The organism is Mycobacterium sp. NGS40, assembly GCF_059812735.1.
In genome coordinates this window covers 114,473-137,819 of the sequence record NZ_JCALDG010000010.1, presented here as the reverse complement: position 1 = coordinate 137,819, position 23,347 = coordinate 114,473, and the positions used below count along the sequence as shown (strand labels likewise).

At 66.7% G+C, this 23,347-nt stretch carries 21 protein-coding genes; 6 read left to right on the top strand and 15 right to left on the bottom strand.

Translation table 11 applies throughout. The features are described from left to right. Positions 1-7: 7 nt before the first annotated feature. From ppc to AC5Y5O_RS17170, 3 genes are all read right to left on the bottom strand, one after another. Positions 8-2,827 carry a phosphoenolpyruvate carboxylase gene (gene ppc / locus AC5Y5O_RS17180; protein ID WP_500026004.1) on the bottom strand — a complete coding sequence of 940 codons (2,820 nt, stop codon included), beginning with the start codon at positions 2,825-2,827 and terminating at the stop codon, positions 8-10. 52 nt (positions 2,828-2,879) lie between these two features. Then, positions 2,880-3,113 (bottom strand): preprotein translocase subunit SecG, encoded by a 234-nt coding sequence (gene secG, locus AC5Y5O_RS17175; RefSeq protein WP_036468630.1) that lies wholly within the window; start codon positions 3,111-3,113, stop codon positions 2,880-2,882. 77 nt (positions 3,114-3,190) lie between these two features. After that, positions 3,191-3,796 carry a TetR/AcrR family transcriptional regulator gene (locus AC5Y5O_RS17170; protein WP_096286803.1) on the bottom strand — a complete coding sequence of 202 codons (606 nt, stop codon included), beginning with the start codon at positions 3,794-3,796 and terminating at the stop codon, positions 3,191-3,193. Between the two features lie 72 nt (positions 3,797-3,868). On the opposite strand from AC5Y5O_RS17170, the gene AC5Y5O_RS17165 reads away from it, so the two are divergent. Together AC5Y5O_RS17165 and AC5Y5O_RS17160 are read left to right on the top strand one after the other, a co-directional pair. Further along, complete coding sequence (locus tag AC5Y5O_RS17165; RefSeq protein ID WP_500026001.1) at positions 3,869-4,963, top strand: FAD-dependent monooxygenase; 1,095 nt, start codon at positions 3,869-3,871, stop codon at positions 4,961-4,963. 91 nt (positions 4,964-5,054) lie between these two features. After that, positions 5,055-6,158, top strand: a complete 1,104-nt coding sequence (locus AC5Y5O_RS17160) for an FAD-dependent monooxygenase (RefSeq protein WP_096286799.1) — start codon at positions 5,055-5,057, stop codon at positions 6,156-6,158. A 31-nt stretch (positions 6,159-6,189) separates the two neighbouring features. On the opposite strand, the gene tpiA is transcribed toward AC5Y5O_RS17160, so the two are convergent. From tpiA to AC5Y5O_RS17135, 5 genes are all read right to left on the bottom strand, one after another. After that, positions 6,190-6,975: a triose-phosphate isomerase gene (gene tpiA, locus AC5Y5O_RS17155; protein WP_096286797.1), complete on the bottom strand. Its 786-nt coding sequence runs from the start codon at positions 6,973-6,975 to the stop codon at positions 6,190-6,192. Beyond that, positions 6,972-8,210, bottom strand: a complete 1,239-nt coding sequence (locus tag AC5Y5O_RS17150; protein WP_096286795.1) for a phosphoglycerate kinase — start codon at positions 8,208-8,210, stop codon at positions 6,972-6,974. Before AC5Y5O_RS17150 ends, tpiA begins: the two co-directional genes overlap by 4 nt. A gap of 3 nt (positions 8,211-8,213) precedes the next feature. Next, positions 8,214-9,233 carry a type I glyceraldehyde-3-phosphate dehydrogenase gene (gene gap / locus AC5Y5O_RS17145; protein ID WP_096286793.1) on the bottom strand — a complete coding sequence of 340 codons (1,020 nt, stop codon included), beginning with the start codon at positions 9,231-9,233 and terminating at the stop codon, positions 8,214-8,216. A gap of 170 nt (positions 9,234-9,403) precedes the next feature. Then, entirely contained in the window at positions 9,404-9,682 is a 279-nt protein-coding gene (locus tag AC5Y5O_RS17140; RefSeq protein WP_243393862.1) for a hypothetical protein, read from the bottom strand. A gap of 368 nt (positions 9,683-10,050) precedes the next feature. After that, on the bottom strand, positions 10,051-11,316 hold the full coding sequence (locus AC5Y5O_RS17135; protein WP_500025995.1) for an RsbRD N-terminal domain-containing protein: 1,266 nt from the start codon (positions 11,314-11,316) through the stop codon (positions 10,051-10,053). A gap of 233 nt (positions 11,317-11,549) precedes the next feature. Here AC5Y5O_RS17135 and AC5Y5O_RS17130 point away from each other — a divergent pair, with 233 nt between their 5' ends. From AC5Y5O_RS17130 to AC5Y5O_RS17120, 3 genes are read left to right on the top strand one after another with little or no spacing between them, the layout of a single operon-like run. Next, entirely contained in the window at positions 11,550-12,290 is a 741-nt protein-coding gene (locus AC5Y5O_RS17130) for a lysophospholipid acyltransferase family protein (RefSeq protein WP_500026153.1), read from the top strand. A gap of 3 nt (positions 12,291-12,293) precedes the next feature. Then, positions 12,294-13,931, top strand: a complete 1,638-nt coding sequence (fadD12, locus tag AC5Y5O_RS17125) for an acyl-CoA ligase FadD12 (RefSeq protein WP_500025991.1) — start codon at positions 12,294-12,296, stop codon at positions 13,929-13,931. Next, positions 13,931-15,187, top strand: coding sequence for an alpha/beta hydrolase (locus tag AC5Y5O_RS17120; protein WP_096286788.1), 1,257 nt, complete (start codon positions 13,931-13,933; stop codon positions 15,185-15,187). Before fadD12 ends, AC5Y5O_RS17120 begins: the two co-directional genes overlap by 1 nt. Here AC5Y5O_RS17120 and AC5Y5O_RS17115 read toward each other — a convergent pair. From AC5Y5O_RS17115 to uvrC, 5 genes are all read right to left on the bottom strand, one after another. Continuing rightward, positions 15,184-16,572 carry a WS/DGAT/MGAT family O-acyltransferase gene (locus AC5Y5O_RS17115; RefSeq protein WP_096286786.1) on the bottom strand — a complete coding sequence of 463 codons (1,389 nt, stop codon included), beginning with the start codon at positions 16,570-16,572 and terminating at the stop codon, positions 15,184-15,186. The genes AC5Y5O_RS17120 and AC5Y5O_RS17115 overlap by 4 nt on opposite strands. 125 nt (positions 16,573-16,697) lie before the next feature. Continuing rightward, positions 16,698-17,675 carry a DNA-binding protein WhiA gene (whiA, locus tag AC5Y5O_RS17110; protein WP_036472355.1) on the bottom strand — a complete coding sequence of 326 codons (978 nt, stop codon included), beginning with the start codon at positions 17,673-17,675 and terminating at the stop codon, positions 16,698-16,700. After that, entirely contained in the window at positions 17,672-18,748 is a 1,077-nt protein-coding gene (locus AC5Y5O_RS17105) for a YvcK family protein (RefSeq protein WP_096286784.1), read from the bottom strand. Before AC5Y5O_RS17105 ends, whiA begins: the two co-directional genes overlap by 4 nt. Next, entirely contained in the window at positions 18,745-19,677 is a 933-nt protein-coding gene (rapZ, locus tag AC5Y5O_RS17100; RefSeq protein ID WP_500025979.1) for an RNase adapter RapZ, read from the bottom strand. Before rapZ ends, AC5Y5O_RS17105 begins: the two co-directional genes overlap by 4 nt. Next, complete coding sequence (uvrC, locus tag AC5Y5O_RS17095; RefSeq protein WP_096286782.1) at positions 19,674-21,638, bottom strand: excinuclease ABC subunit UvrC; 1,965 nt, start codon at positions 21,636-21,638, stop codon at positions 19,674-19,676. The genes rapZ and uvrC overlap by 4 nt, the downstream gene beginning before the upstream one ends. A gap of 177 nt (positions 21,639-21,815) precedes the next feature. Between uvrC and AC5Y5O_RS17090 the strand changes: the two genes are divergently transcribed. Further along, on the top strand, positions 21,816-22,154 hold the full coding sequence (locus AC5Y5O_RS17090) for a hemophore-related protein (RefSeq protein WP_096286780.1): 339 nt from the start codon (positions 21,816-21,818) through the stop codon (positions 22,152-22,154). 8 nt (positions 22,155-22,162) lie between these two features. Here the strand turns inward: AC5Y5O_RS17090 and AC5Y5O_RS17085 are convergent, their stop codons facing one another. Together AC5Y5O_RS17085 and AC5Y5O_RS17080 are read right to left on the bottom strand one after the other, a co-directional pair. After that, a complete protein-coding gene (locus AC5Y5O_RS17085) occupies positions 22,163-22,846 on the bottom strand; it encodes a hypothetical protein (protein WP_096286778.1) in 684 nt (227 codons plus the stop codon). Positions 22,847-22,882: 36 nt separating this feature from the next. Further along, a complete protein-coding gene (locus AC5Y5O_RS17080; protein WP_096291049.1) occupies positions 22,883-23,344 on the bottom strand; it encodes a PH domain-containing protein in 462 nt (153 codons plus the stop codon). Between the last annotated feature and the right edge of the window lie 3 nt (positions 23,345-23,347).

Here is a 23,347-nt window from a genome sequence, read left to right as displayed (position 1 = left end):
ATGCCCGTTACCCGCTGTTCCGTAACGCGCTGGCCAACCCGTTCATCGTCAGCAGGATTCCGCGCTGCACCAATTCGTCGTCGTCACCCGACCGGTAGCGCCGAAGCAACTCGACTTGCAGGTGGTTCAGCGGCTCCAGATACGGGAAGCGGTTGAACACCGAACGAGCCAGCGCCGCGTTGTCGGCCAGCAGGTCGTCCTGACCGGTGATCAGCTTGTGCATCGCGATCGTCCGCTGATGCTCGTCGGCGATCTTGCCGAACACCCTGCGCCGCAACGACTCATCGGCCACCAATTCCGCGTATCGCGCCGCCAGTCCCAGGTCGCTTTTGGCCAGCACCTGCGCCATGTTGGACAACACGCTGCGGAAGAACGGCCACCGCTGATACAGATCGTGCAGAACTTCGACTCGCTCGCTTTCGGGGCCCGCGGCGATCCACTGCGCGAACGCCGATCCGGTGCCGTACCAGCCGGGCAGCATCACCCGCGACTGGCTCCATGCCAGCACCCACGGAATGGCACGAAGGTCCGCGATCGACTCGGTGGGCTTGCGCGACGTCGGACGGCTGCCGATGTTCAACGATCCGATCTCACTGACCGGCGTGGACGCCTTGAAGTACTCGACGAAACCCGGTGTCTCGTGGACTAATTCGGAGTACGCCTCGCGGGCCAGCGTCGCGATCTCTTCGAGGACCGCGTAGGCCGGCTCTGCCTCGTCGCCGAGACCCTCCACATCCAGCAGCGTCGACTCCAGCGTGGCGGCCACCAGGCTTTCCAGATTCCGTTGCGCCAACAGCGGTTCGGCGTACTTGGCCGCGATCACCTCGCCCTGCTCGGTCAGCCGCAGTGAACCGTTCACCGCCCCGGGCGGCTGGGCCAGGATGGCCTGATAACTGGGGCCACCGCCGCGGCCGACGGTGCCGCCGCGGCCATGAAAGAGCCGCAACCGAATTCCGGTCTTGCGGGCCACCTCGGCCAGCGCCAGCTCGGCCCGATACACCGCCCAGTTCGCGGTCAAATAGCCGCCGTCCTTGTTCGAGTCGGAGTAGCCGAGCATCACTTCCTGGCTGTCCCCGCGGGCGGCCACCAACGACCGGTAGATCGGCAGCTCCAGCATCGCGTGCAGTATCGCCGCACCGTTGTGCAGATCGTCGATCGTCTCGAACAGCGGCGAAATGCCCACCGGGCAATAGGGTTGGGGCCCGGAAACATCGAGCAGTCCCGTTTCCTTCAGCAGCAGCGCGGCCTCCAGCACGTCCGAGACGGACTGACACATCGAGATGACGTAGTTGGGCACCGCCGCCGGCCCGTACCGCTTGACGGCGAACGCGGCGGCCTCGACCACGCTCAATTCCTGGTGGGCCAGCTCAGACAACTCCGCGCGGTCACTCAGCAGGGGGCGCCTCGTGGTCAGTTCATCCGCCAGCAACTCGACTCGCTCGTCTTCGGGCAGCGAACGGTAGTCCGGATGTACCCCGGCCCAGGCCAGCAGCTCGGCAACCACTTCCTCGTGCACGTCCGAGTTTTGCCGCATGTCCAGCCCGCACAGGTGAAACCCGAATACGTGCACGCCTTCTCGCAATAGGCCCAGCCGATCCTCGGCCAGCAGGGCGCTGCCGTGCGTGCGCAGCGAATCATCGATGATGTCGAGGTCGGCCCTCAGTTCGTCCGGCGTGGCGTACGGTTGCATGCCCAGGTCGAGCAGTTGCTGCGGCTGGTCATCCAGGATCTGGGTGACCGTCGCGCTGAGCCGGCCGCGAATAACCCGCACCGCCCGCCGATACGGCTCGTCGGCCCTGGCCTGCTCCGGACAGCTCTGCTCCAGAGCCGTCAATTCCGTTGTGACGCTGATCAATCGCGCCGACATCGAGAGCTCCTGCTCGAGGTGGGTGAGCTCGGCCAGGTAATGCGACAGCGCTGTGAACGCGGCGCTGGCGGTGGCCCGGCGCACCACGGCGGCAGTGACGTTCGGGTTCCCGTCGCGGTCACCGCCGATCCACGAGCCCGGCTGCAGAATGGGCGCCGATAGCAAATCGGCCCCGGGCCAGCGGGCGCGCAGCGCGTCGCGAACCCCGGAATTGACCTGCGGGATCACCTCGAACAGTGCGGCCTGGTAATACCGCAGGCCGACGTCGATCTCGTCGGTGATCTGCAGCCGGGACAACCGGATCAGCGCGGTCTGCCAGAGCGTGAGCACCTGGCGGCGCAGCTCACGCTCGATGCTGCGGCCATCGCTGGTTTCCCGGTGCCCCTCGGCGTGCAGTCGCATCAGCTCGGTGATCCGGTGCTGGGCAACGAAGACGGTCCGCCGGCGAGTCTCGGTGGGGTGGGCGGTGATGACGGGCGAAACGAGCGCACCCTTGAGCGCCTCGGCCACCGTGGCCGAATCCAATTCCGCGGAATCCAGTTTCGCGTAGGTGGCGGCCAGGCTGCTGTCTTGCGGTGGTTCGCCGGCGTCGACGTGGATATGACGCCGGCGCTCGCGGTGGATGTCTTCGGCGACGTTGGCCAGCAACGCGAAGTGGCTGAACGCCCGGACAATCGGGATCGCCAAGTGGATGTCGATGCCGTCGAACATGTGCGAGATCTCGGCCCGGTCGATCTCGGAGCGGCGCACCCGAAAAGACTCCACCCGGGCGCGTTCGACCAACTCGAAAACCTCGTCGCCGTTCTGCTCGCGCACGGTGTCGCCGAGGATGGTGCCGAGCATCCTGATGTCAGCGCGCATCGGCTCGGTTGCCTCGCGGCCGACGCGGGTCCGCTGCACAGCACCAATCGGCGCCAGCGCGGCCTCGGGAACGACCTCGGCGACGGGCTCAGAAACCATGCGATCCAGTATCGGTGCCCGCGGCGTTACCCGCTTGCCGAGTGAAGTCGGGTCAGCGGTACTTGATCTGCAGTGCCATGCCGATGATGCACACCAGCCAGATACCGACCACGAACACCGTCAGCCGGTCCAGGTTCTTCTCCACCACCGTGGATCCGGACAGGCTGGACTGCACACCACCGCCGAACAGCGTGGACAGGCCACCACCCTTGGCACGGTGCAGCAGCACCAGCAGCACTACCAGGATGCTGGTGACCACCAGGGTGATCTGTAGGGCCAAAACCATGACGGATAGCTTACCGGGCGCGAGGAACCCGTCACTCGAGGCCGACCCGATGACCGGATGGGCAGGTCTTCCAACATCTAGACGTCGGCGCCGAGCCGGACGAGGGGCAGGAACACCGCGTCCACAATCTCCTCAATGGCTTGGTCGGTCAGGGGTGCCAGCGTGACCAACACATCGTGGCGAAGCAGGTCGGTGGGCAGCTGTGCCACTCGGCCGTTGACCTGGCCAGGCCGAATCTCCCCACGGGTGATGGCGCGCGCGACAAGCTTGTTCATCGTGGCGCCGCGCTCACCCTCAAGCACGTTGCGCAGGTCGGCGATGTTGGTGCCGGTATCGCGGTAGAAACCGCCGAGCCGGGTCATCACGGTGATGGCCAGATGGCCGCGCTGGCTATTGACCTGCCGCAGCAGGTTGATCACGTCGCCGCGCAGACTGCCGGTGTCCGGCACCGTGAGTGGATCCTTTTTGGCTGCAGCGATCAACGCGGCGTGTACCAGTTCCGGCTTTCCCGGCCAGCGTCGGTACAGCACCGCGCGACTGGTGCGGGCCCGAGCGGCGACGCCATCGATCGTGAAGTCGTCGTAGCCGCGTTCATTCAGTTCTTCCCAGGCCGCGGACAGCAACGCGTTCTCGAGGGCGACACCGCGGCGACGCTGCGGAGCGGCGTTAGAGGTAAGAGGCATTGCGTTCCCTAAGGCTGATCGCTACCGTTCATTGGATACGCAATGGATCCTATCGCCGGGCGAGGCCTACCGATGCGCATTCTCATCTCCGGTGCCGGTGTCGCGGGCCTGAGCACCGCGATCAACCTCGGTTCCGACGGCCATGACGTCACCATCGTCGAGCGCGCGGACCACTTGGGGGGCAGCGCGCCGCCGATCGACATTCGTGGGGACTCGATCGACGTAGCCGACAAGATGGGCCTGCTCGGGCAAATCCACGAGCGCAGCATCGACATGACCGAGCGGGTGCAATTCGTCGACCGCGACGGCACGGTGGTAGCGGAACTGCCGGCGGACGAGATCAACGACGGCCCCGATGACGTCGAGATCGCCCGTGACGACCTCATCGACCTCCTGCGCGACCGGCTGGGGTCAACGGAATTGCGGCTGCGCGAATCCATCGCCGCACTCGACGGCGGTCGATTCGGTGTCGACGTCCGGTTCTCCTCGGGCGCGGCTGACCGATACGACCTCGTCGTTGGGGCGGACGGAATGCATTCGGCCGTGCGGGAGCTCACATTCGGGCCGCAGCGGCAGTTCCTGCACCACCTCGGCTTCTATACCGGGATGGCGGCGCTACCCGGTTATCATCCGAGCGATCGGGTAAACCCGATGTACAACTTCCCGGGACACCTCGTAGGGATCATGTCCTACAACGCAAAAGCGTTCGCATTCTTCATGTTTCGCTCGCCGTGGATCGACTACGACTACCACGACCTGGCGGCAGGTAAGCGGATCCTGGGCGATGCCTTCGCCGGTCACGACGAGTGGCGAGTTCCTGAGTTGGTCGACGCCGCCGTCAGAGACCCGCAGCTCTACTTCGACTCCGAGAGTCAGATCAAAATGCCGGGCTGGCACAACGGTCGCGTCGTTCTCGTGGGCGATGCCGCACACTGCGCCGCAACCCTTTCTGGGCGCGGCACCAGCCTGGCCCTGACCGGCGCCTGGTTCCTCGCGCGAGCCTTGCGCGAGCACCCCGGCGACCTCGCCCGGGCGTGGGACCGATACGAACGCGATCAGCGGCCGCACGTGATCCGCTGCCAGGCGACGGCCGCCCCGGGCGGCGACCTGCTGGCCCCCGCCACTCAGGCCGAGATCGACGCGCGCAACCGGGGATTGAGGGGCTAGGCCCGCGCCGGTAAGAGTCATTGCGTTTCCTAACTCCGATCGCTATCGTTCTTTGGATACACTATGTCTCCTATATCCGAGGGGTTTACTCATGCGCATTCTGGTTTGCGGCGCGGGCATGGCCGGGCTGTCCGCGGGCATCAATCTGGGCAACGCCGGGCATGACATCACCATTGTCGAACGCGCACAACATCTTCGGGTCAACGGATCACCGATCGACATTCGCGGCGAGTCACTGACGGTCGCGCGACAGATGGGCATCCTCGATGAGATCCGGGCCCGCCAGGTCGACATGACGGCACGCAGTTGCTTCGTCGACGGCAACGGCGACCGGGTGGCCGATCTACCGCTCGCGGAGATCAACGACACGGCTTACGACACCGAAATCCCGCGAGAAGATTTGGCGCACGTCCTGCGCAATGGTCTCGGGCCTTCCGTCGCGTTGAGGTTCGGCGAGTCCGTCACCGAACTGCACGACGACGGTCGCGGTGTCGACGTACTGTTCGTCTCTGGCGGGCAGGCCCGCTACGACCTCGTAGTGGGCGCCGATGGTCTGCACTCTGCGACCCGCCGGCTCATTTTCGGTCCTGAGCGCCGGTATCTGCGTCATCTCGGCTTCTACGTCGCGCTGGCGAATTTGCCGCATTACCGTCCGACCGGCGCCCCCAACCCGATCTACAACTTCCCGGGGCACATGGCCGGCGTTGTCGCCTATCGCGACGTGGCGTTGGCGGTGCTGGAGTTCCGCTCATCCTGGATCGAGTACGACTACCACGACCTAGATGCGCAGAAGCGCGTCCTCACCGAGGAATTCGGCGGACACGGCCGGTGGCGGGTGCCCGAACTGCTCGACGCGGCATGCCGTGACCCGGAACTGTACTTCGACTCGGTGAGCCAGATCGACATGCCATCGTGGCACCGGGGACGGGTCGTGCTTGTCGGCGACGCGGCCCACTGCGCATCCCCGATGTCCGGGCGGGGAACCAGCCTGGCCATCACCGGAACATGGCTACTGGCAAAGGCATTGTCCGACAACGCCGACGACCTGGATGCAGCGATGGCCCAATATGAGCGTGATCAGCGCCCGCACGTCACCCATGCCCAGGGCACCGTCGGTGCGGGCGGGGACCTCTTGGTTCCCGCGACTCAGGAAGCCATCGACGCACGCAATCGCGCGCTGGCCCACGCCGGCTGAGTGCTACCGGACCGGCTCGGCCACAACGACGTCAGGGCAGCGGGCCACCGGCGGCGATGGCCGCCAAGGTCGCGAATTGCTCGCCCTCCAGCGACGCTCCCCCGACCAGCCCGCCGTCGACGTCGTCCTGCGCGACGATCTCGCCGACGTTCTTGGCGTTGACCGAGCCGCCGTAGAGCACCCGCACGGTGTCGGCGATCTTGGGTGTCGCCAGTTCGCCCAGCTGCCGGCGGATCGCCGCGCAGACCTCCTGAGCGTCTCCGGCGCTGGCCACCCGGCCGGTGCCGATCGCCCAGACCGGCTCGTAGGCGATCACGACCTGACCGATCTGCTCGGCCGACAGGCCGGCCAGCGACTCACGCACCTGCTTCTCGCAGTGGCTCACGTGCTCGCCGGCCTCCCGGATATCGAGATGCTCGCCGACGCACACGATCGGGGTCAGGCCGTTCCTGAGCGCGGCGGCGGCTTTGGCGGCCACCAGCGCGTCGTCCTCGTTGTGGTAGGTGCGCCGCTCCGAATGGCCGACGACCACGAAGGTGCAACCCAGCTTGGCCAGGAAGGTGCCGCTGATGTCGCCGGTGTAGGCGCCGGAGTCGTGCTGCGACAAGTCCTGGGCGCCATAGGTCAGCCGCAGCTTGTCACCGTCGACCAGGGTCTGCACGCTGCGCAGGTTGGTGAACGGCGGCAGCACCGTGACGTCGACCTTGTCGAAGTACTTGTCCGGCAACGCAAATGCGATCTTCTGCACCAGCGCGATGGCCTCGAAGTGATTGAGGTTCATCTTCCAGTTGCCGGCGATCAGCGGCTTACGGCTCACGAGTCTCCTCCGCTTGGCTGGGGACGCCCCAACACCTCGATGCCGGGCAACTCCTTGCCCTCCAGGTATTCCAGCGACGCGCCACCACCGGTCGAGATGTGCGAGAAGGCGTCCTCGGGGATGCCGAGGGCACGCACGGCCGCGGCGGAATCTCCACCGCCCACCACGCTGAAGGCGCCCTTGCCGGTCGCCGCGACGATCGCCTCGGCCACCCCCCGGGTGCCGGCAGCATAAGCCGGGAATTCGAAGACGCCCATCGGGCCGTTCCAGAACACGGTCTCAGCGTTGGACAGCAGCGCCCCAAAGCGTTTCACCGACCCCGGACCGATGTCCAGGCCGATCAGATCGTCCGGAATCGCATTGGCGGCGACGAACTGTGGTGGCGAATCGGCACTGAACTTCTCGGTCACCACGATGTCGCCGGGCAGTCGCAGCACGTCGACGTAGGTGTCCAGCAGGTTGCGGCAGGTCTCGACCATGTCCTCTTCGAGTAGCGACTTTCCTACCGAATAGCCTTGTGCGGCAAGGAAAGTGAAGCACATTCCGCCGCCGATCACGATGCTGTCGGCCTTGGTCGCGAGCGACTCGATGACGCCGAGTTTGTCCGACACCTTCGACCCGCCGAGCACCACCGCGTAGGGCCGCCGCGTCGAGCTCGTCAGCTGTTCGAGCACCGCGATCTCGTCGGCCACCAGCTTGCCGGCGTAGTGCGGCAGCAGGGTGGCGATGTCATACACCGAGGCCTGCTTGCGGTGCACCACACCGAAGCCGTCCGAAACGAAAGCCCCTCCCGGCCAGACCAATTCGGCGAGTTTCTTCGCCAACGCCAGCCGCTCGCCGTCATCCTTGCTGGTCTCGCGCGGGTCGAAGCGGATGTTCTCCAGCAACAGGATGTCGCCGTCGGTCAGGCCCTCGGCACGCGCCAGCGCATCGGTTCCGACGACGTCACCCGCCAGCTGCACGTGCCGGCCCAGCTGCTCACTGAGCGCCGCCGCGACCGGCGCCAGCGACAGCTTCGGATCGGGCCCGTCCTTCGGGCGTCCCAGATGCGCGGTCACCACCACCTTGGCACCGCCATCCAGCAGTGCCTTCAGCGTCGGGACCGACGCGGTGATCCGGCCCTGGTCGGTGATGTCGCCGGCATCGTTGAGCGGGACATTGAGGTCGGAGCGCACCAGCACGGCGCGACCCGAAACACCCTCGGACAGCAGGTCTTCGAGGTTTGGGACGCTCACGGTTTACAGCGACTTGCCGACCAGTGCGACCAGGTCAACGAGTCGGTTGGAGTATCCCCACTCGTTGTCGTACCACGACACGATCTTGGCCTGATTGTCGATCACCTTGGTCAAGCCCGAGTCGAAGATCGAGCTGTGCGGGTCGGTGACGATGTCGCTGGACACGATCGGCGCGTCGTAGTACTTCAGGATGCCCTTGAGCGGGCCCTCGGCGGCGGCCTTCATCGCGGCGTTGATCTGCTCGGCACTGGCCGCCTTGGCCAGCTCGGCGGTCAGGTCGGTGACCGAGCCGGTGGGGATCGGCACCCGCAGTGCGTACCCGTCGAGCTTGCCCTTGAGCTCAGGCAAGACCAGTCCGATGGCCTTGGCCGCCCCGGTGGAGGTCGGCACGATGTTCAGCGCAGCCGCACGCGCGCGGCGCAGGTCCTTGTGCGGGCCGTCCTGCAGGTTCTGGTCCTGGGTGTAGGCGTGGATCGTGGTCATCAGGCCCTTGACGATGCCGAACTCGTCGTGCAGGACCTTGGCGACCGGACCCAGGCAGTTCGTCGTGCACGAGGCGTTGGAGATGATGTTCTGGCTGCCGTCGTACTTGTCGTCGTTGACGCCCAGCACGATGGTGATGTCCTCATCGGTCGCCGGGGCCGAGATGATCACTTTCTTGGCGCCGGCGTCCAGGTGGCCCTTGGCCTTGGCCGCGTTGGTGAAAATGCCGGTGGACTCCACGACGACATCGACGCCCAAATCACCCCACGGCAGGGCGGCCGGACCCTCGCGTACCTCGAGGGCCTTGATCTTGGCCGGGCCGACCACGATGGTGTCCTCGCCTTCCAGGGTCACATCGTGGGGCAGCCGGCCCAGGATCGAGTCGAATTTCAGCAGATGCGCGAGCGTGGCGTTATCGGTGAGGTCGTTGACCGCCACCACCTCGATATCGGCGCCGCCCTGCTCCTGCTGCGCAAGCAACGCCCGGTAGAAATTGCGTCCGATTCGACCGAAGCCGTTGATACCTACTCGGACCGTCACTGGTGTCTCCCTCGGTAAGTCTGGTGTTGAACCCCTGGGCGTCAGCCTAGATCAGTAGTGGCAACGGTTGCTGAACTGGTAACAGTCCCGAACCCGCGAAGCCCAAAAGCCGACCAAAAGCCGACCAAAAGCCGAGTTGAAACGCGCCGCCTCAGGCCGGTGATTGCGGCCTAGCGGACCACGAGCCGCGGTCCCCGCGGCAGGTCGGCTGTGGGCTGGACCACAAATCGGCGCTGCAGGTTCTCGATCAGGCCGTCGAGCGCCTGGCGCTCCTGCTCCTCGATGCGCGCGGTGCGCCGAAAGGCACATGCGCTTTCGGCGTCGCCTCTGGCTTCGGCGACGGCAATCGCCTTGTGGTAGCCCTCGATCCGTTGGTTGATCAGCCGGCGGTTCTGGGTCAGCAGACGCAGAAAGTAGTCGGCCTGGCGCTGATCCGCGGTGTCGGCCACAACCGTTGCGCGATCCAAAGCACCGACAGTCCGGCCGGCGGTCACCGGCGGCCCCGATTGCCGGACATGCCCCGGGCCGGGACGGACTGCGCCGCCGCGAGAGTGGTGCCCGCGACGGTCACGGGCGCCACTCGAGCTGTGCGCTGCGACCGAGCGTGCATCACGCTCGTCAGACAAACCAGCGAAGTCCATCTCTTCTTCTCTCAACCGGCTGTTCACTGTTTAGCGCGGTAACCATAACCCCCCGAATCCGGCCAGCGCCATATCCTTCGGCGACGAACACTAGGTCGCTTTTGCTAGCAAGGCATAAACGCCAGGTCAGCCGCTGGGAGGCGGTGACTACCTCGACGGCTCAGAGCTGGTGGCTCCTAAGGACATTCGTGAGCCATGTGCAATAGCGCCGGCGCCATCCACCGGCAGGCCTCCAGCGCGATCTGCACTCGCAACACCGCGTCGGGATCGTCGAAACTGTGCCCGCACAGGTGCATGGCCCGCGTCACGGCTTCCCGAATAATGTTGGGGGGCAACTGCATTACCTCAGCAGTGGCGACGTGGCTTCGGTTTCTGGATAGAAATTCGCGCAACGTTTCGCGCAACCATCCGGTGCGCTCGTCGTCCTGGCCCAGCTCGCCGAGCACATCGGTGACAAAGGAGCGCAGCTCGTCCAAGTCGCCTGCCATCAACGCAATTGGCGCAACCTCCCGGTAGAAAACCACCCCGGCATCCGATCGGCTCCGGCCGGCAAAGGCGACCGCCTTCACCCGCTCCGCCTGTTTCAGCGATGCCCGGAATCCGCTTTGCCCGTCTTCCACCCGGCCAAATGCCAGACCGGCCCGCACTCCCGCGGACTCGAAAGCCGTGCGCACCCGGTACTGGTCGATCTCCGGTTTGCCAGAACCGTCGAGCGCAAACCACAACCGGGCCTCGCGGTCATGCGTCGGCACCAGCAATGTGCCGTTCACCGCGCCCACCGCGGCGGCGACAGCGCGTCGCACCCGATCGAACGACGCCACCACCTCCGCGGGCGGCATGAGCTCGTCGACCCACAGCGCCGCGGCGATGTGCACACCGTCCAACGGATACGTCAACACGCTGTCGGCCACCTGCGCGGCGACCGGGATGTTGTCGCGCGCCTGATCGGCCGACGGCCGGCCGCCCCCGTCGCCGCCGCATTCGTCGCGCTCCAGCTCATAGGAGACCGTCAACTGATCGGCCACGGCGTCGACGAAGCTCGCCGAGCGAGACACCAGGTCGACGATCGTCGGCACCTGCCGTGCCGGCTCTACCAGTGCCACGAACCGTGTCGCCGCCTCCAGGAAACGCGAGTGCACGATGCGGTGGGCTCGCACCAGCACCGACAACGGAACGTCACGGCGTGCGGCGGCCCGCACGTAGGCGACCGACGCCGCGGGGGCCTCCAACCAGTCGGCCGTCGCACCCTTGGCCAAGAACTCGATACCGGCGACCACACTGTCGGTGAGGCTGGCCCGCCACAGATCCAGCATGGCGGCGTCGTAGTCGAGGTCCCGATTCTCGGCCTTGATCTCTTCGAAGACCTCGGCGATGAAGTCCCCGCGAATACGGTCCATCTCCCGGGCGATCACCGACATCGGGTCCGCAATGACATCGACCATGCCGGCCACCTTCCGTCCCGTTGTGCCGCACCCACCACTGTGCGCGACCGTGAGTCCGAAGGTAAGAGTGTTTGCCTGTTGGCCATCCAATCCAAAGCCCTAGCTACCATCTAGGGACTCAACGCGGGAACTCTCGAGCGACGCCAAAGGGGGCATCGGTGAGCGAAGTGGGCGCGAGCGACAGTCACGACCCCGAGATCGGAAAATTCGACCCCGGCCTGACCAAGCGCTTGATGAGCGTGATGCGCCCGGTCTTGAAGAGGTATTTCCGCTCCGAGGTGCACGGCCTGGAGTCTTTCCCGCCGGGTGGGGCGCTGGTGGTCGGCAACCACTCCGGCGGCATGTTCCCGATGGATGTCCCGATCTTCAGCGTCGACTTCTACGAGAAGTTCGGGTACGACCGGCCGGTCTACACGCTGAGTCACGACATCCTGTTCCTGGGCGTGACGGGCGGGCTGTTCCGGCGCACCGGCTACATCCGGGCCAATCGGGAGAACGCCGCCCAGGCGTTGCGGTCCGGCGGTGTGGTGGTCGTCTTTCCCGGCGGTGACTACGACGCCTACCGGCCGACCGTGTCGGAGAACGTCATCGACTTCAACGGCCGCAAGGGATACGTCCGTACCGCGATCGAAGCCGGCGTGCCGATCGTTCCCGCGGTGTCCATCGGGGGCCAGGAGACCCAGCTCTACCTGACCCGCGGCACCTGGCTGGCCGAGCGGCTGGGGATCAAGCGGTTGCTGCGCAGCGCCATCCTGCCGGTCTCGTTCGGCTTCCCGTTCGGCCTTTCCGCCGTGGTGCCGCCGAACGTGCCGTTACCCACCAAGATCGTCACGCAGGTGCTGGAACCCATCGACGTCGCCGCGCAGTTCGGCGAGGACCCCGACATCGACGCGGTCGACGAGCACGTGCGCTCGGTGATGCAGGAAGCCCTCAACGACCTCGCCGCCAAGCGCCGTTTCCCGATTCTGGGCTGAGCCATGCCATCTCCCCTGAACCAAGCTCGCGACGTCTTGGGCGTCTTGGCGACGTTGCAACGCGCCCGGATGATCGCGCCGATGCGGCCCGACCGCTACCTGAAGATGGCCGCGGCGATGCGTCGCGAGGGCATGGGCATGACGGTCGGTTTCGCCGGCGCCGCTCAGCGCTGCCCGGACCGCCCCGCCGTGATCGACGAACTCGGCACGCTGACCTGGCGGCAGCTCGACGAGCGGATCAACGCACTGGCGGCCGCGCTGCAAGCCTTGCCGTCGGGCCAGCCACAGGTGATCGGGATCATGTGCCGCAATCACCGCGGCTTCATCGAGGCGTTGGTGGCCGCCAACCGGATCGGCTCCGACGTTGTGCTGCTCAACACGTCGTTCGCCGGCCCGGCGATGGCCGAGGTGGTCAACCGCGAGGGCGTCGACGCCGCCATCTACGACGAGGAGTTCACGGCGACGGTGGACCGCGCGCTGGCCGACCGGCCCGACGCCACCCGCATCGTGGCCTGGACCGAGGGCGAACCCGAGCTGACCGTGGAAAAGCTGATCACCGAACATCTCGGCAAGCATCCGCAGCGCACCGGCCGCAAGGGCAAGATGATCCTGCTGACCTCCGGTACCACCGGAAGTCCTAAGGGCGCTAAGCAATCTGGCGGCGGGGCCGGCATCGGCACACTCAAGGCGATCCTGGACCGCACGCCGTGGCGTGCGGAGGAAACGATCGTGATCGTGGCGCCGATGTTCCACGCGTGGGGTTTCTCGCAGCTGATCTTCGCCGCGTCGATGGCCTGCACGATCGTCACCCGGCGCAAGTTCGACCCGGAAGCCACCCTGGAGCTTGTCGACCGCCATCAGGCGACCGGCCTGGCCGTTGTCCCGGTGATGTTCGACCGCATCATGGAACTGCCCGAGGAGGTCCGAAACCGCTACAGCGGCAAGTCCTTACGATTCGCAGCGGCATCGGGTTCGCGCATGCGGCCCGACGTGGTCACCGCGTTCATGGATCAGTTCGGCGACGTGATCTACAACAACTACAACGCGACCGAGGCGGGCATGATCGCGACGGCCACACCGGCGGACCTGCGCGCCGCGCCCGACACCGCGGGCAAGCCGGCCGGCGGAACCGAGATCCGGATCCTGGACCCGGAATTCAATGAGCTGCCCACCGGCGAGGTCGGCACCATCTACGTGCGCAACGACACCCAGTTCGACGGCTACACGGAGGGCTCGACCGGCAAAGGAAAAGCTTTCCACGCCGGCTTCATGTCGTCGGGCGACGTCGGCTATCTCGACGAGGCCGGGCGGCTGTTCGTTGTCGGCCGTGACGACGAGATGATCGTGTCCGGCGGCGAGAACATTTACCCGATCGAGGTGGAGAAAACCCTTGCCGCGCACCCGGAAGTGGCCGAGGCCGCGGTGATCGGCGTGGACGATGAGCAGTACGGCCAGCGACTGGCGGCGTTCGTTGTGCTGAGCCCCGGCTCGGCCGCCACGCCCGAGACGCTCAAACAACACGTTCGCGACAACCTCGCCAACTACAAAGTGCCACGTGAGATTTCGATTCTCGACGAGCTGCCCCGCGGCAGCACCGGCAAAATCCTGCGGACCGAACTGCAATCACGGACGGGGGGCTGATGCGCGTCTTCAAGAAAAGGCCGCTGCTGCGCGCGGCCGTCGAGCTGCTCAACGCCGCCAACGGGTTCCATCCGGTCAGCCGCAATCCCTACGCCTCGATCGCGGTGTTCTGGTTCGGCTGGCCGACCTCGGAGGTGCCCGGCCTGTACGCCGGCGCCTCCATGCTGGATGCCGCGCGGCGCGCCCGCCGGGGAGACTTCGCCGGACCGAAAGGCAAAGCGGCGCTGGCGTTGACGGCCGCGTCCTGGGCGATCCTGGCAGTGATCGGCTACCGGGGTGCCACTACGCCGGGCCCGGTGCTGGAGTCCAGCCTGACCGACCAGCTCGGTCCCGACTACACCGAAGAACTCAAAGCATTGCCCGCCGAGCCCACCCGCCGGGGGCGGCGCAACCCGCCCCTGCGCACCACCGGGGCGCGACGACGCTTCGTGGAGAAAGAGAACATCGTGCGCTACGGCCCGCACGGACGCTCCAACCTGGCCGACGTCTGGCGCCGCCGCGACCTGCCGCGCGACGGCAAGGCGCCGGTGCTGCTGCAGGTGCCCGGCGGCGCATGGATGATCGGGTGGCGCCGCCCGCAGGCGTATCCCTTGATGAGTCACCTGGTTTCGCGCGGCTGGATCTGCGTGTCGATGAACTACCGCGTCGCTCCCCGGTACACGTGGCCCGACCATATCGTCGACGTCAAGCGCGCATTGGCATGGGTCAAGGAGAACATCGCAGCCTATGGTGGCGACCCGAATTTCGTTGCCATCAGCGGCGGTTCGGCCGGCGGCCACCTGTCGGCGCTGGCGGCCCTGACTCCGAACGATCCCAAGTTCCAGCCCGGCTTCGAGGATGCCGACACGTCGGTGGCAGCCGCGGTGCCGTTCTATGGACGTTACGACTGGTACTCCACCGAGGAGCCCGGGCGCGCCGAGTTCGTCGAGGTGCTGGAAAGATTGGTGGTCAAGCGCAAACTCAGCACCCACTCGCACATCTATTTCGATGCGTCACCGATCCGGTACGTACGGGCCGACGCACCACCGTTTTTCGTGCTGCACGGCACCGACGACTCGCTCATCCCGGTGGCCGAATCACGCGAGTTCGTCGAGGAGCTACGGGCGGTGTCGAAGTCACCCGTCGCCTACGCCGAATTACCCAACGCCCAGCACGCTTTCGACATCTTCGGTTCCCCGCGAGCGCACAAGTCGGCCGAGGCCGTGGCGCGGTTCCTGTCCTGGGTGTACGCGACCACCTACCTACCCCGCGACTAGCCCCGGTCGATCGCTTTCTCGAGTTCGGTCAGCGCCGGTTCGATCGCATCGGCCATGTCGTCGATGTCGTTGGCCACCTCCGGCGTCGTCACGAAACCGAAGTCCAGGTAGTCCGTGTAGGAGAAGCAGGTGATGTTGAGCGCGATGTCCATCACCGGCGGGCCGAGCGGCACCAGCGATTGCAGCTTCGCACCGGCCATGTACAGCGGCATCGGTGGACCGGGAACATTCGACACGACCAGGTTGAGCGGAGCCAGGTTTCGCGACAGACCGGTGGCCGTGTACGCGCGCGCGGCCAGCTGCAACAGGCCGGGCGGGGTCGTCTCGGTGAGCCCCATGATCTGATGCGCCGACAGCGCCTCGGCCATTTCCTTGGCGCTCTGCGTGCTTTCGTGGATGGCCCGCAACCGCTCGGCGGGATCATCGATGTCGGTGGCAAGCGATGCCGTCATCGAGCTGATCTTGTTGCCGACGTCGTCCTTATCCGCGTCGGTGCGGGTGGAGACCGGGATCTGGGCGATCAGCGGTTTGCCCGGCAGCTCACCGCGTTTCTGTAGATATTCGCGGGCGGCGCCGGCCACCAGCGCCAGCACGACGTCGTTGAGCTTGACGCCGTAGGCATCCTTGACCGCCTTGGCACGGGCCAGCTCGACACGGGCGCCGGTGACCCGCCGGTGCGGCGAGACGGGTGCGTTGAACCGGGTCTTGGGCGCCTCGAAGAACCGCGGCGGCCTGCTGGTCAGACCCAGCGCGGCAACCTGCTGGCGCACCGTCTGCTCCACCAGTCGCGCGATCCGGAACGGCGTTTTGACGCCGACGTTGATCAGCGCGCCCACCGCCCGCCGCTCGATTCCCGGAATCTTGGCGCCGACCAGCGACCCCACCGTCTCGTGTTGCGGCGGGCGGGGTTCCGGCGTGACGTCCAACAGGATTTCACCCAGCCCGGCGCCGGAGACGCCGTCGACGATCGCGTGGTGCATCTTGGTCAGCGTCGCGACCCGGCCGCCCTCGACGCCCTCGATTACCCACAGCTCCCACAGCGGCCGCGCCCGGTCCAGCTTGTAGGACATCAGCCGGCCGACCAGTTCCTCCAGCTCGCGGCGACCGCCGGGAGCCGGAACCGCGATACGGCGGAGATGGAAGTCGACGTCGAGGTCCTCGTCTTCGACGAACCACGGCCGGTCCAGCCCGAGCGGCGCTCCGGTGACCCGCCAGCGCAACTGCGGCAGTTCGGTCAGCCGCTCGATCAGCAATTCCCGGAGGCGCTGAAAGCTGTACTCCGGTGCACCGCTGGGATCGCACAGCGCCAGGGCACCGACATGCATATGCCAGCCCGCAGTTTCCGCAGACCAAAATGCCGCATCAACGCTCGAAAGCCGCTTCATGCGATGACCGTAGTCCTCGCCGGCAAATCAAGTCGAGCAATCGACAACAATCCCATCTGTGCCCCCAGTTTCCCCCGCAGCCCCCTCGCCGCTGTGCGGCTGGGAGGTGCCCCAGTCGCGGCTAGTTAAGCATCCTCCAACAGGTCAGGCGTCACGGCCGACTCGGTGTCGGGGATGCCTTCGACCTTCGCCTTGCGGTCGGCCATTGACAGCAATCGCCGAATGCGGCCCGCCACAGCGTCTTTGGTCATCGGGGGGTCGGCGAGTCGGCCCAGCTCCTCCAGCGAGGCCTGCCGGTGCTCCACGCGCAGCTTGCCGGCCGAGGCGAGATGGTCGGGAACGGTGTCGCCGAGGATCTCCAGCGCCCGCTCCACCCGGGCCGCCGCTGCGACCGCGGCCCGTGCCGAGCGGCGCAGGTTGGCATCGTCGAAGTTGGCCAGCCGGTTGGCGGTCGCCCGGACCTCGCGGCGCATCCGGCGTTCCTCCCACACCAGCCGGGTGTCCTGGGCGCCCATCCGGGTCAGCAGCGCGCCGATCGCTTCGCCGTCACGCACCACCACCCGATCCGCGCCACGCACCTCGCGGGCCTTGGCGCTGACGCCGAGCCGCCGCGCGGCGCCCACCAACGCCAGCGCCGCCTCCGGGCCCGGGCAGCTGACCTCCAGCGCGGACGAACGTCCGGGCTCGGTCAGCGATCCGTGCGCCAAAAAGGCGCCGCGCCACGCGGCTTCGGCGTCCCCGATGCTGCCGCCGACCACCTGGGCCGGCAGTCCCCGCACCGGACGTCCGCGCATGTCGAGCAGCCCGGTCTGGCGGGCCAGCGCCTCGCCGTCGTTGGCCACCCGCAGGACGTACCGGGTGCTCTTGCGAATCCCGCTGGCCGACAACACATGCACGACCGCGTTGTAGCCGTAGAGGTCGAAGATGTCCTTGCGCAGCCGGCGGGCGATGTTGCCCAGGTCGACCTCGGCCTCGACGACCACCCGGCCACCCACGATGTGCAACCCACCGGCAAAGCGCAGCAAGGACGTGACCTCGGCTCGACGCGCGCTGACCGACTTCACTACCAAGCGGCTCAACTCGTCCTTGACTTCGGTCGTCATCGCCACGCGTCGTCACCCCTTGGTCCGCTGCCAGCTGGTCCGTTCACGCCCGTCGCCGAACTTTCACCGTCGACCCGAATCTCCGCGGTGGCCTTCGCCGAAGGCGCTGCCGGACCCGTGCGGCCCGTTCGGACCCCGTCCAGGGCCGCCGCAAGCTTGCCCGGATCATGTAAAGGTGTACCAGGTCGGGACACGTCGGCGAAGTGGACCTCGGCCTTCAACAGGGTCGCGGTACGGCGCAGTTGCTCGCGTTCGCGCTCACTGGGCACCCGATCGGCGTCGATGATGATGTCGTTGACGGTGAACCCGGGGGCGTGCTGGGCCAATACGTGCAGATGGCGCTCCACTGAGAAGCCGGCCGTCTCCCCCGGTTCGGCCACCAAGTTCAGCACCAGGGCGCGGCGGGCCGAGGTGGCGCGCAGCGCCGCGACCAGCCCGGGAACCAGCACGTGCGGGATTACGCTGGTGAACCAGGATCCGGGTCCCAGCACCACCAAGTCGGCGGCCATGATCGCGTCCACGGCCTGCCGGGTCGCCGGGGGATCCGGCGGCAGCAGCCGCACCCGGCGCACCTTGCCCGGGGTGGTCGCGATCGCGACCTGACCGCGGATCACCCGGAACATCCGCGGGTCGGCCTCCAGGCCGGACACGTCCGCCTCGATCTGCAGCGCGATCGGGCACATCGGCAGCACGCGGCCCTTGACGCCGAGGATGCGCCCCAGCTCGTCGAGGGCCGCGACCGGATCGGCCAGCACCTCCGTCAGGCCGGCCAGCAGCAGGTTGCCGATCGGATGGCCGGCCAGGGCGCCACTGCCACCGAATCGGTGTTGCAGGATGGTCGCCCACAGTCGCCCGTACGGACTGTCAGATGCCAACGCCGCCAACGCCATTCGCAGGTCACCCGGCGGTACCACGTCCAATTCGCTGCGCAGCCGGCCCGACGAGCCGCCGTCGTCGGCGACCGTCACCACGGCGGTGACGTAGGGCGTCAGCCGGCGCGCCGCCGACAACGTCGCATACAAGCCGTGTCCACCGCCCAGCGCGACGATGCCCTCGCTCTGTGGTGGACTCATTCGCGGCCCAGATCCCGGTGCAGCACCCGCACCGACAGTTGCTCGTCAGCCCTCAACAACTGCATCAATGCTTCCGCGATCGCAACGCTGCGATGTTTGCCGCCGGTGCAGCCGATCGCGACCGTCATGTAGCGCTTGCCCTCCCGGCGGTAGCCGTCGACAACCAGAGATAGCAGTCGATGGTAAGCGTCGAGAAACTCCGCCGCCCCCGGTTGGCCCAACACATAGTCGCGCACGGCGGGGTGCTGGCCGGTGTGTGGCCGCAATTCGTCGACCCAGTGCGGGTTCGGCAGAAACCGCACATCCATCACCATGTCGGCGTCCATCGGCAGGCCGTACTTGAAGCCGAACGACTCCACGGTGACGCTCGTCGACGTGCTCGCGTCACCGCCGAAGGCACGCTCGATGCTTTCCCGCAGACCCCGTACCGACAGGGTGGACGTGTCGATGATCAGATCCGCGGTGGCGCGAACCTGTGCCAGCATCCGGCGCTCGGCCGCGATGCCCTCGGCCAGCGTCTGCTGCCCCTGCAGCGGGTGGCTGCGGCGGTTCTGTTCGTAGCGGCGCACCAACATGTCGTCGGAGGCTTCCATGAACACCACCCGCGGATTGATGTTGCGGGTGGCCAATTCGTTGCGGACCTCGTCGAGGTCGCCGGTGAATCCGCGCGACCGCACGTCCATCACGACGGCGAGCTGGGTGATCCGCGAGCCGGCCGCCAGCCCGAAATCCACCATCCGGGTGATCAGCTGGGGCGGCAGGTTGTCGGCGACATACCAGCCGAGGTCCTCGAGCACCTTGGCCGCGGTACCCCGCCCGGCGCCCGACAACCCGGTGACCAGAACGACGTCGATCCCTGCGGTGTCACCCGAGTGGCCGTCGCCCCGCTGCGCGCGCACCGATCGCCGCTCGCTGTCGTGACTCGTCATGCCGAGGCTCCGGGTTGCTCGGCTGGTTCGGCTTGCTCGGCCGGTCGTAGCGCCTCGAGGACGGCGGTGGCCGTTGCCACGCCGATACCCGGCACGGCGGTGATCTGGTCGACGGTGGCCTCCTTGAGGCGGGCTATCGATCCGAAGTGAGTGACCAGCGCCTTGCGGCGATGTTCTCCCAATCCTGGCACCGAATCCAGCGCTGAGGCGGTCATTCGCTTGGATCTCTTGCTGCGATGGTAGGTGATCGCGAACCGGTGCGCCTCGTCACGCACCCGCTGCAGCAAATAAAGTCCCTCGCTGTTGCGCGGCATGATCACCGGATCCGGCTCCGAGGGCACCCATACCTCTTCCAGCCGTTTGGCCAACCCGATCACGGCGACATCGGTGATTCCGAGCTCTTCGAGCACGGCGCTGGCCGCGTTGACTTGCGGCGCCCCGCCATCGACGACATACAGGTTGGGCGGATAGGCGAACCGGCGTGATTTGCCTTCCGGGGAAAGCATATTCGGGTCGCTTTGGTCACTGAGGTGGCGCAGGAAGCGGCGCCGGGTCACCTCGGCGATGGACGCGACGTCGTCGGAGCGCCCCTGCCCGGCGGCTTCCCGGATTCCGAAGTGCCGGTAGTCCGACTTGCGCGGCAGGCCGTCCTCGAAAACCACCAGCGAACCCACCACGTCGGTGCCCTGGACGTGGCTGATGTCGACACACTCGATGCGCAGCGGCGCGTCGGCCAGCCCCAGTGCGTCCTGAATGTTCTGCAGCGCCGCGGATCTGGCGTTGAAGTCACCGGCTCGCTTCAGCTTGTGTTGCTGCAGCGCTTCTTTCGCGTTGCGTTGCACGGTCTCGGCCAGAGCCCGCTTGTCGCCGCGACGCGGTACCCGCAGCACGACCCGCGAGCCACGCAGCCCGGACAACCAGCTGGCCAACTCCCCCGCGTTGGACGGCAGGCACGGCACCAGCACCTCACGCGGAACGGGATTGACGGATTCGTCGGCCGCACCGTCCAGCTCCGCCTGGTCGCCGTAGAACTGCGTCAGGAACTGCTCGACCAACTGCTCTTCGCCGGAATCGCCTGGGTCAGCGGCCTTTTCAACAATCCAACCACGCTGACCGCGGACCCTGCCGCCGCGGACGTGAAACACCTGCACCGCCGCCTCGAGCTCGTCGTCGGCGAATGCCACCACGTCGGCGTCGGTGCCGTCACCAAGCACCACGGCCTGCTTCTCCATCGCCCGCTTCAGTGCACCGATGTCGTCGCGAAGCCGTGCCGCGCGTTCGAAGTCGAGTTGCTCGGATGCCGCGTGCATTTGCTGTTCCAGCTCACGGGCAAACCGGTCGGTCTTGCCGGACAGGAAGTCGCAGAAGTCGGTGACGATCCGGCGGTGTTGCTCCTCGCTCACCCTGCCGATACAGGGAGCCGAGCATTTGTCGATGTAGCCGAGCAGGCAGGGACGGTCGATCTGCTTGTGCCGCTTGAATACTCCGCCGGAACAGGTTCGCGCCGGGAACACCCGGGTCAGCAGATCCAGCGTCTCCCGAATCGCCCAAGCGTGCGAGTACGGGCCGAAATACCGAACCCCCTTGCGGCGCGGGCCGCGGTAGACCATCAGCCGGGGAAATTCCTCGTTGAGGGTCACGGCCAGCACGGGGTAGGACTTGTCGTCGCGGTAACGAACGTTGAAACGTGGATCAAATTCCTTGATCCAGTTGTATTCCAGCTGCAACGCCTCGACTTCGGTGTTGACCACCGTCCACTCGACCTTGGCCGCGGTGGTCACCATCTGCCGGGTGCGCGGGTGCAGGTTGGCAATGTCGGCGAAGTATGACGTCAACCGGCTGCGCAGGCTTTTGGCCTTGCCGACGTAGATCACCCGCCCGTGCGTGTCCCGGAATCGGTAGACGCCCGGCTCGACCGGAATGGATCCGGGAGCGGGACGATAAGTGGCGGGATCTGGCACGTATCCAGGCTAGTAGCCGCTAAACGGGCCGCGGCGGATCGGGATCGCGTGGCGGAAATCGACCGCTTTTCGCCCGCCGCGAACGTGCCCGCCGGTTTGGGAGCGACCGGTTCGGGCTAAGCAACCGGTTAGCTTGTGACGCTACAGTGGGTGGCAACAGCTGGAGGGAGCTTACAAATGAGCAAACGACCGTTGGCCGGGCTGGCCGTAGGGGTTGGGTGCCTGGCAATGTCGTTGAGCGCCGGGGCGGGGATCGCATCGGCCACCCCCGACATCGGCCCGATGGTGAACACGACCTGCACGTATGACCAGGCGATGCGGGCGGTGCACGCGGAGAACCCGATGGCCGCTCAGTACCTGGACCAGTCGCCGCCGAACCAGCAATTCCTGCAGCAGTTCATGGCATCGACGCCGGACCAGCGGGTGAATCTGCTGAAGGCGATCCAGAACAACCCGGGAGCCGACCAGGCGTTCCCGATCTTCCGGCAGATGATGATCAGCTGCAAGAACTACTGACCGCCCTGTCAGGCAGGTCGGCTGTCTAGCTGCGCTCGTCGTTTCGCCGCCCACTCGGCCATCGGGAATCCGGGTTTGGAGTCGCAGGCCGACAGCAGCAGCGCAATGCGTGGCACCACGACCAGTCCGTAATCGCAGGTCCAGTCCGGCCGGGTCATGGTCCACGCCAGGATGCCGCTCGACGGCGTGCCGAACGAAGCGAGCCGCATCGGACGGAAGTCGCCGAGCGACGAATGGCCGATGGCCTCGCCGTGGCACTTCGACACCGCGCCGAAGCCCTTCCACACGACCTCGTGGGAGTTCAACTTCGTGTCGTAGACGTCGGCGGATTCGGCGTAGAGCGCCGGACCGCTGAACTTGTATTCCGATTCGGCGTGGTCCGTGGAGCGGGGCGGGCGCAGTGGCGAACCCTTGAACAGCAGCGCAGCGGCGCATTCGGGCGGCTGGACGCTGGTGAAGTAGGTGTCGCCCACCGGTACCGCGCTCGCCACACCCATCGGCGTGGTCTCGCCGTCCTGTAGCAGCAAATCGCGTGCCGGAATCCCCGCCGGCGACGGGGAGGCGGACGTCGGGCCACCGGGTGCGGATTGCTGGGGAGCCCGAACAGCGCGGCCGCTGACCGAGGTGGTGCACGCGCACATCGTGATCGCGATCAGCGACGACGCGACGGCCCCCCGCAGTTGACGTGCCATCGGGCGATCCTACGGCAATGTCCCCGCTCGTGTTGTTCAGTGCGCGCGCAGGTCAGGCCGATAGCGGGCCAGCAGCGACCGCACCGAATCCATCGCGGCCACGGCCCGGTCCTTGTCGACGGACTGGATCGCCATCACCGGGATGTACTCGTCGTCGGGCAGGTCGATATGCGCCCAGCGGCTGCCGGCCGGAAACGACACATCGACCAGCTCTGACCAAGCTACTAGCCTGTCTCCCAGCAGGTTTCGCACCGAGAGCCCGGCGGGCCCGACGCGTAACCGGGGCCGGGTGAACAAGAGGATGAGGGCGGCGATGACCAGCCCCAGCACCGCCATCGCGACCTGGTCGGCGGTTTGGAAGACCACTCCGCTGGAGCCCATTTTGAGCAGCAGGCCGCCGGCAATGTGCGCAGCTGCGACCAGAAACGCTGCGCCATAGGCAAATAGCGGCGTCCAATGCGGACGTAGTTCCACATCCCATCCCTGCTGGGACGACACCCG

Bases quoted from the DNA above. Each gene is read 5' to 3' on its own strand.
- AC5Y5O_RS17165 (WP_500026001.1), top strand. From the start codon at position 3,869: ATGCGCATTCTCATCTCCGGTGCCGGTGTCGCGGGCCTGAGCACCGCG.
- AC5Y5O_RS17120 (WP_096286788.1), top strand. From the start codon at position 13,931: ATGCGCGTCTTCAAGAAAAGGCCGCTGCTGCGCGCGGCCGTCGAGCTG.
- fadD12 (WP_500025991.1), top strand. From the start codon at position 12,294: ATGCCATCTCCCCTGAACCAAGCTCGCGACGTCTTGGGCGTCTTGGCG.
- AC5Y5O_RS17130 (WP_500026153.1), top strand. From the start codon at position 11,550: ATGAGCGTGATGCGCCCGGTCTTGAAGAGGTATTTCCGCTCCGAGGTG.
- AC5Y5O_RS17105 (WP_096286784.1), bottom strand. From the start codon at position 18,748: ATGAGTCCACCACAGAGCGAGGGCATCGTCGCGCTGGGCGGTGGACAC.
- rapZ (WP_500025979.1), bottom strand. From the start codon at position 19,677: ATGACGAGTCACGACAGCGAGCGGCGATCGGTGCGCGCGCAGCGGGGC.
- whiA (WP_036472355.1), bottom strand. From the start codon at position 17,675: ATGACGACCGAAGTCAAGGACGAGTTGAGCCGCTTGGTAGTGAAGTCG.
- AC5Y5O_RS17090 (WP_096286780.1), top strand. From the start codon at position 21,816: ATGAGCAAACGACCGTTGGCCGGGCTGGCCGTAGGGGTTGGGTGCCTG.
- AC5Y5O_RS17135 (WP_500025995.1), bottom strand. From the start codon at position 11,316: ATGGTCGATGTCATTGCGGACCCGATGTCGGTGATCGCCCGGGAGATG.
- AC5Y5O_RS17170 (WP_096286803.1), bottom strand. From the start codon at position 3,796: ATGCCTCTTACCTCTAACGCCGCTCCGCAGCGTCGCCGCGGTGTCGCC.
- AC5Y5O_RS17115 (WP_096286786.1), bottom strand. From the start codon at position 16,572: ATGAAGCGGCTTTCGAGCGTTGATGCGGCATTTTGGTCTGCGGAAACT.
- AC5Y5O_RS17085 (WP_096286778.1), bottom strand. From the start codon at position 22,846: ATGGCACGTCAACTGCGGGGGGCCGTCGCGTCGTCGCTGATCGCGATC.
- AC5Y5O_RS17160 (WP_096286799.1), top strand. From the start codon at position 5,055: ATGCGCATTCTGGTTTGCGGCGCGGGCATGGCCGGGCTGTCCGCGGGC.
- ppc (WP_500026004.1), bottom strand. From the start codon at position 2,827: ATGGTTTCTGAGCCCGTCGCCGAGGTCGTTCCCGAGGCCGCGCTGGCG.
- secG (WP_036468630.1), bottom strand. From the start codon at position 3,113: ATGGTTTTGGCCCTACAGATCACCCTGGTGGTCACCAGCATCCTGGTA.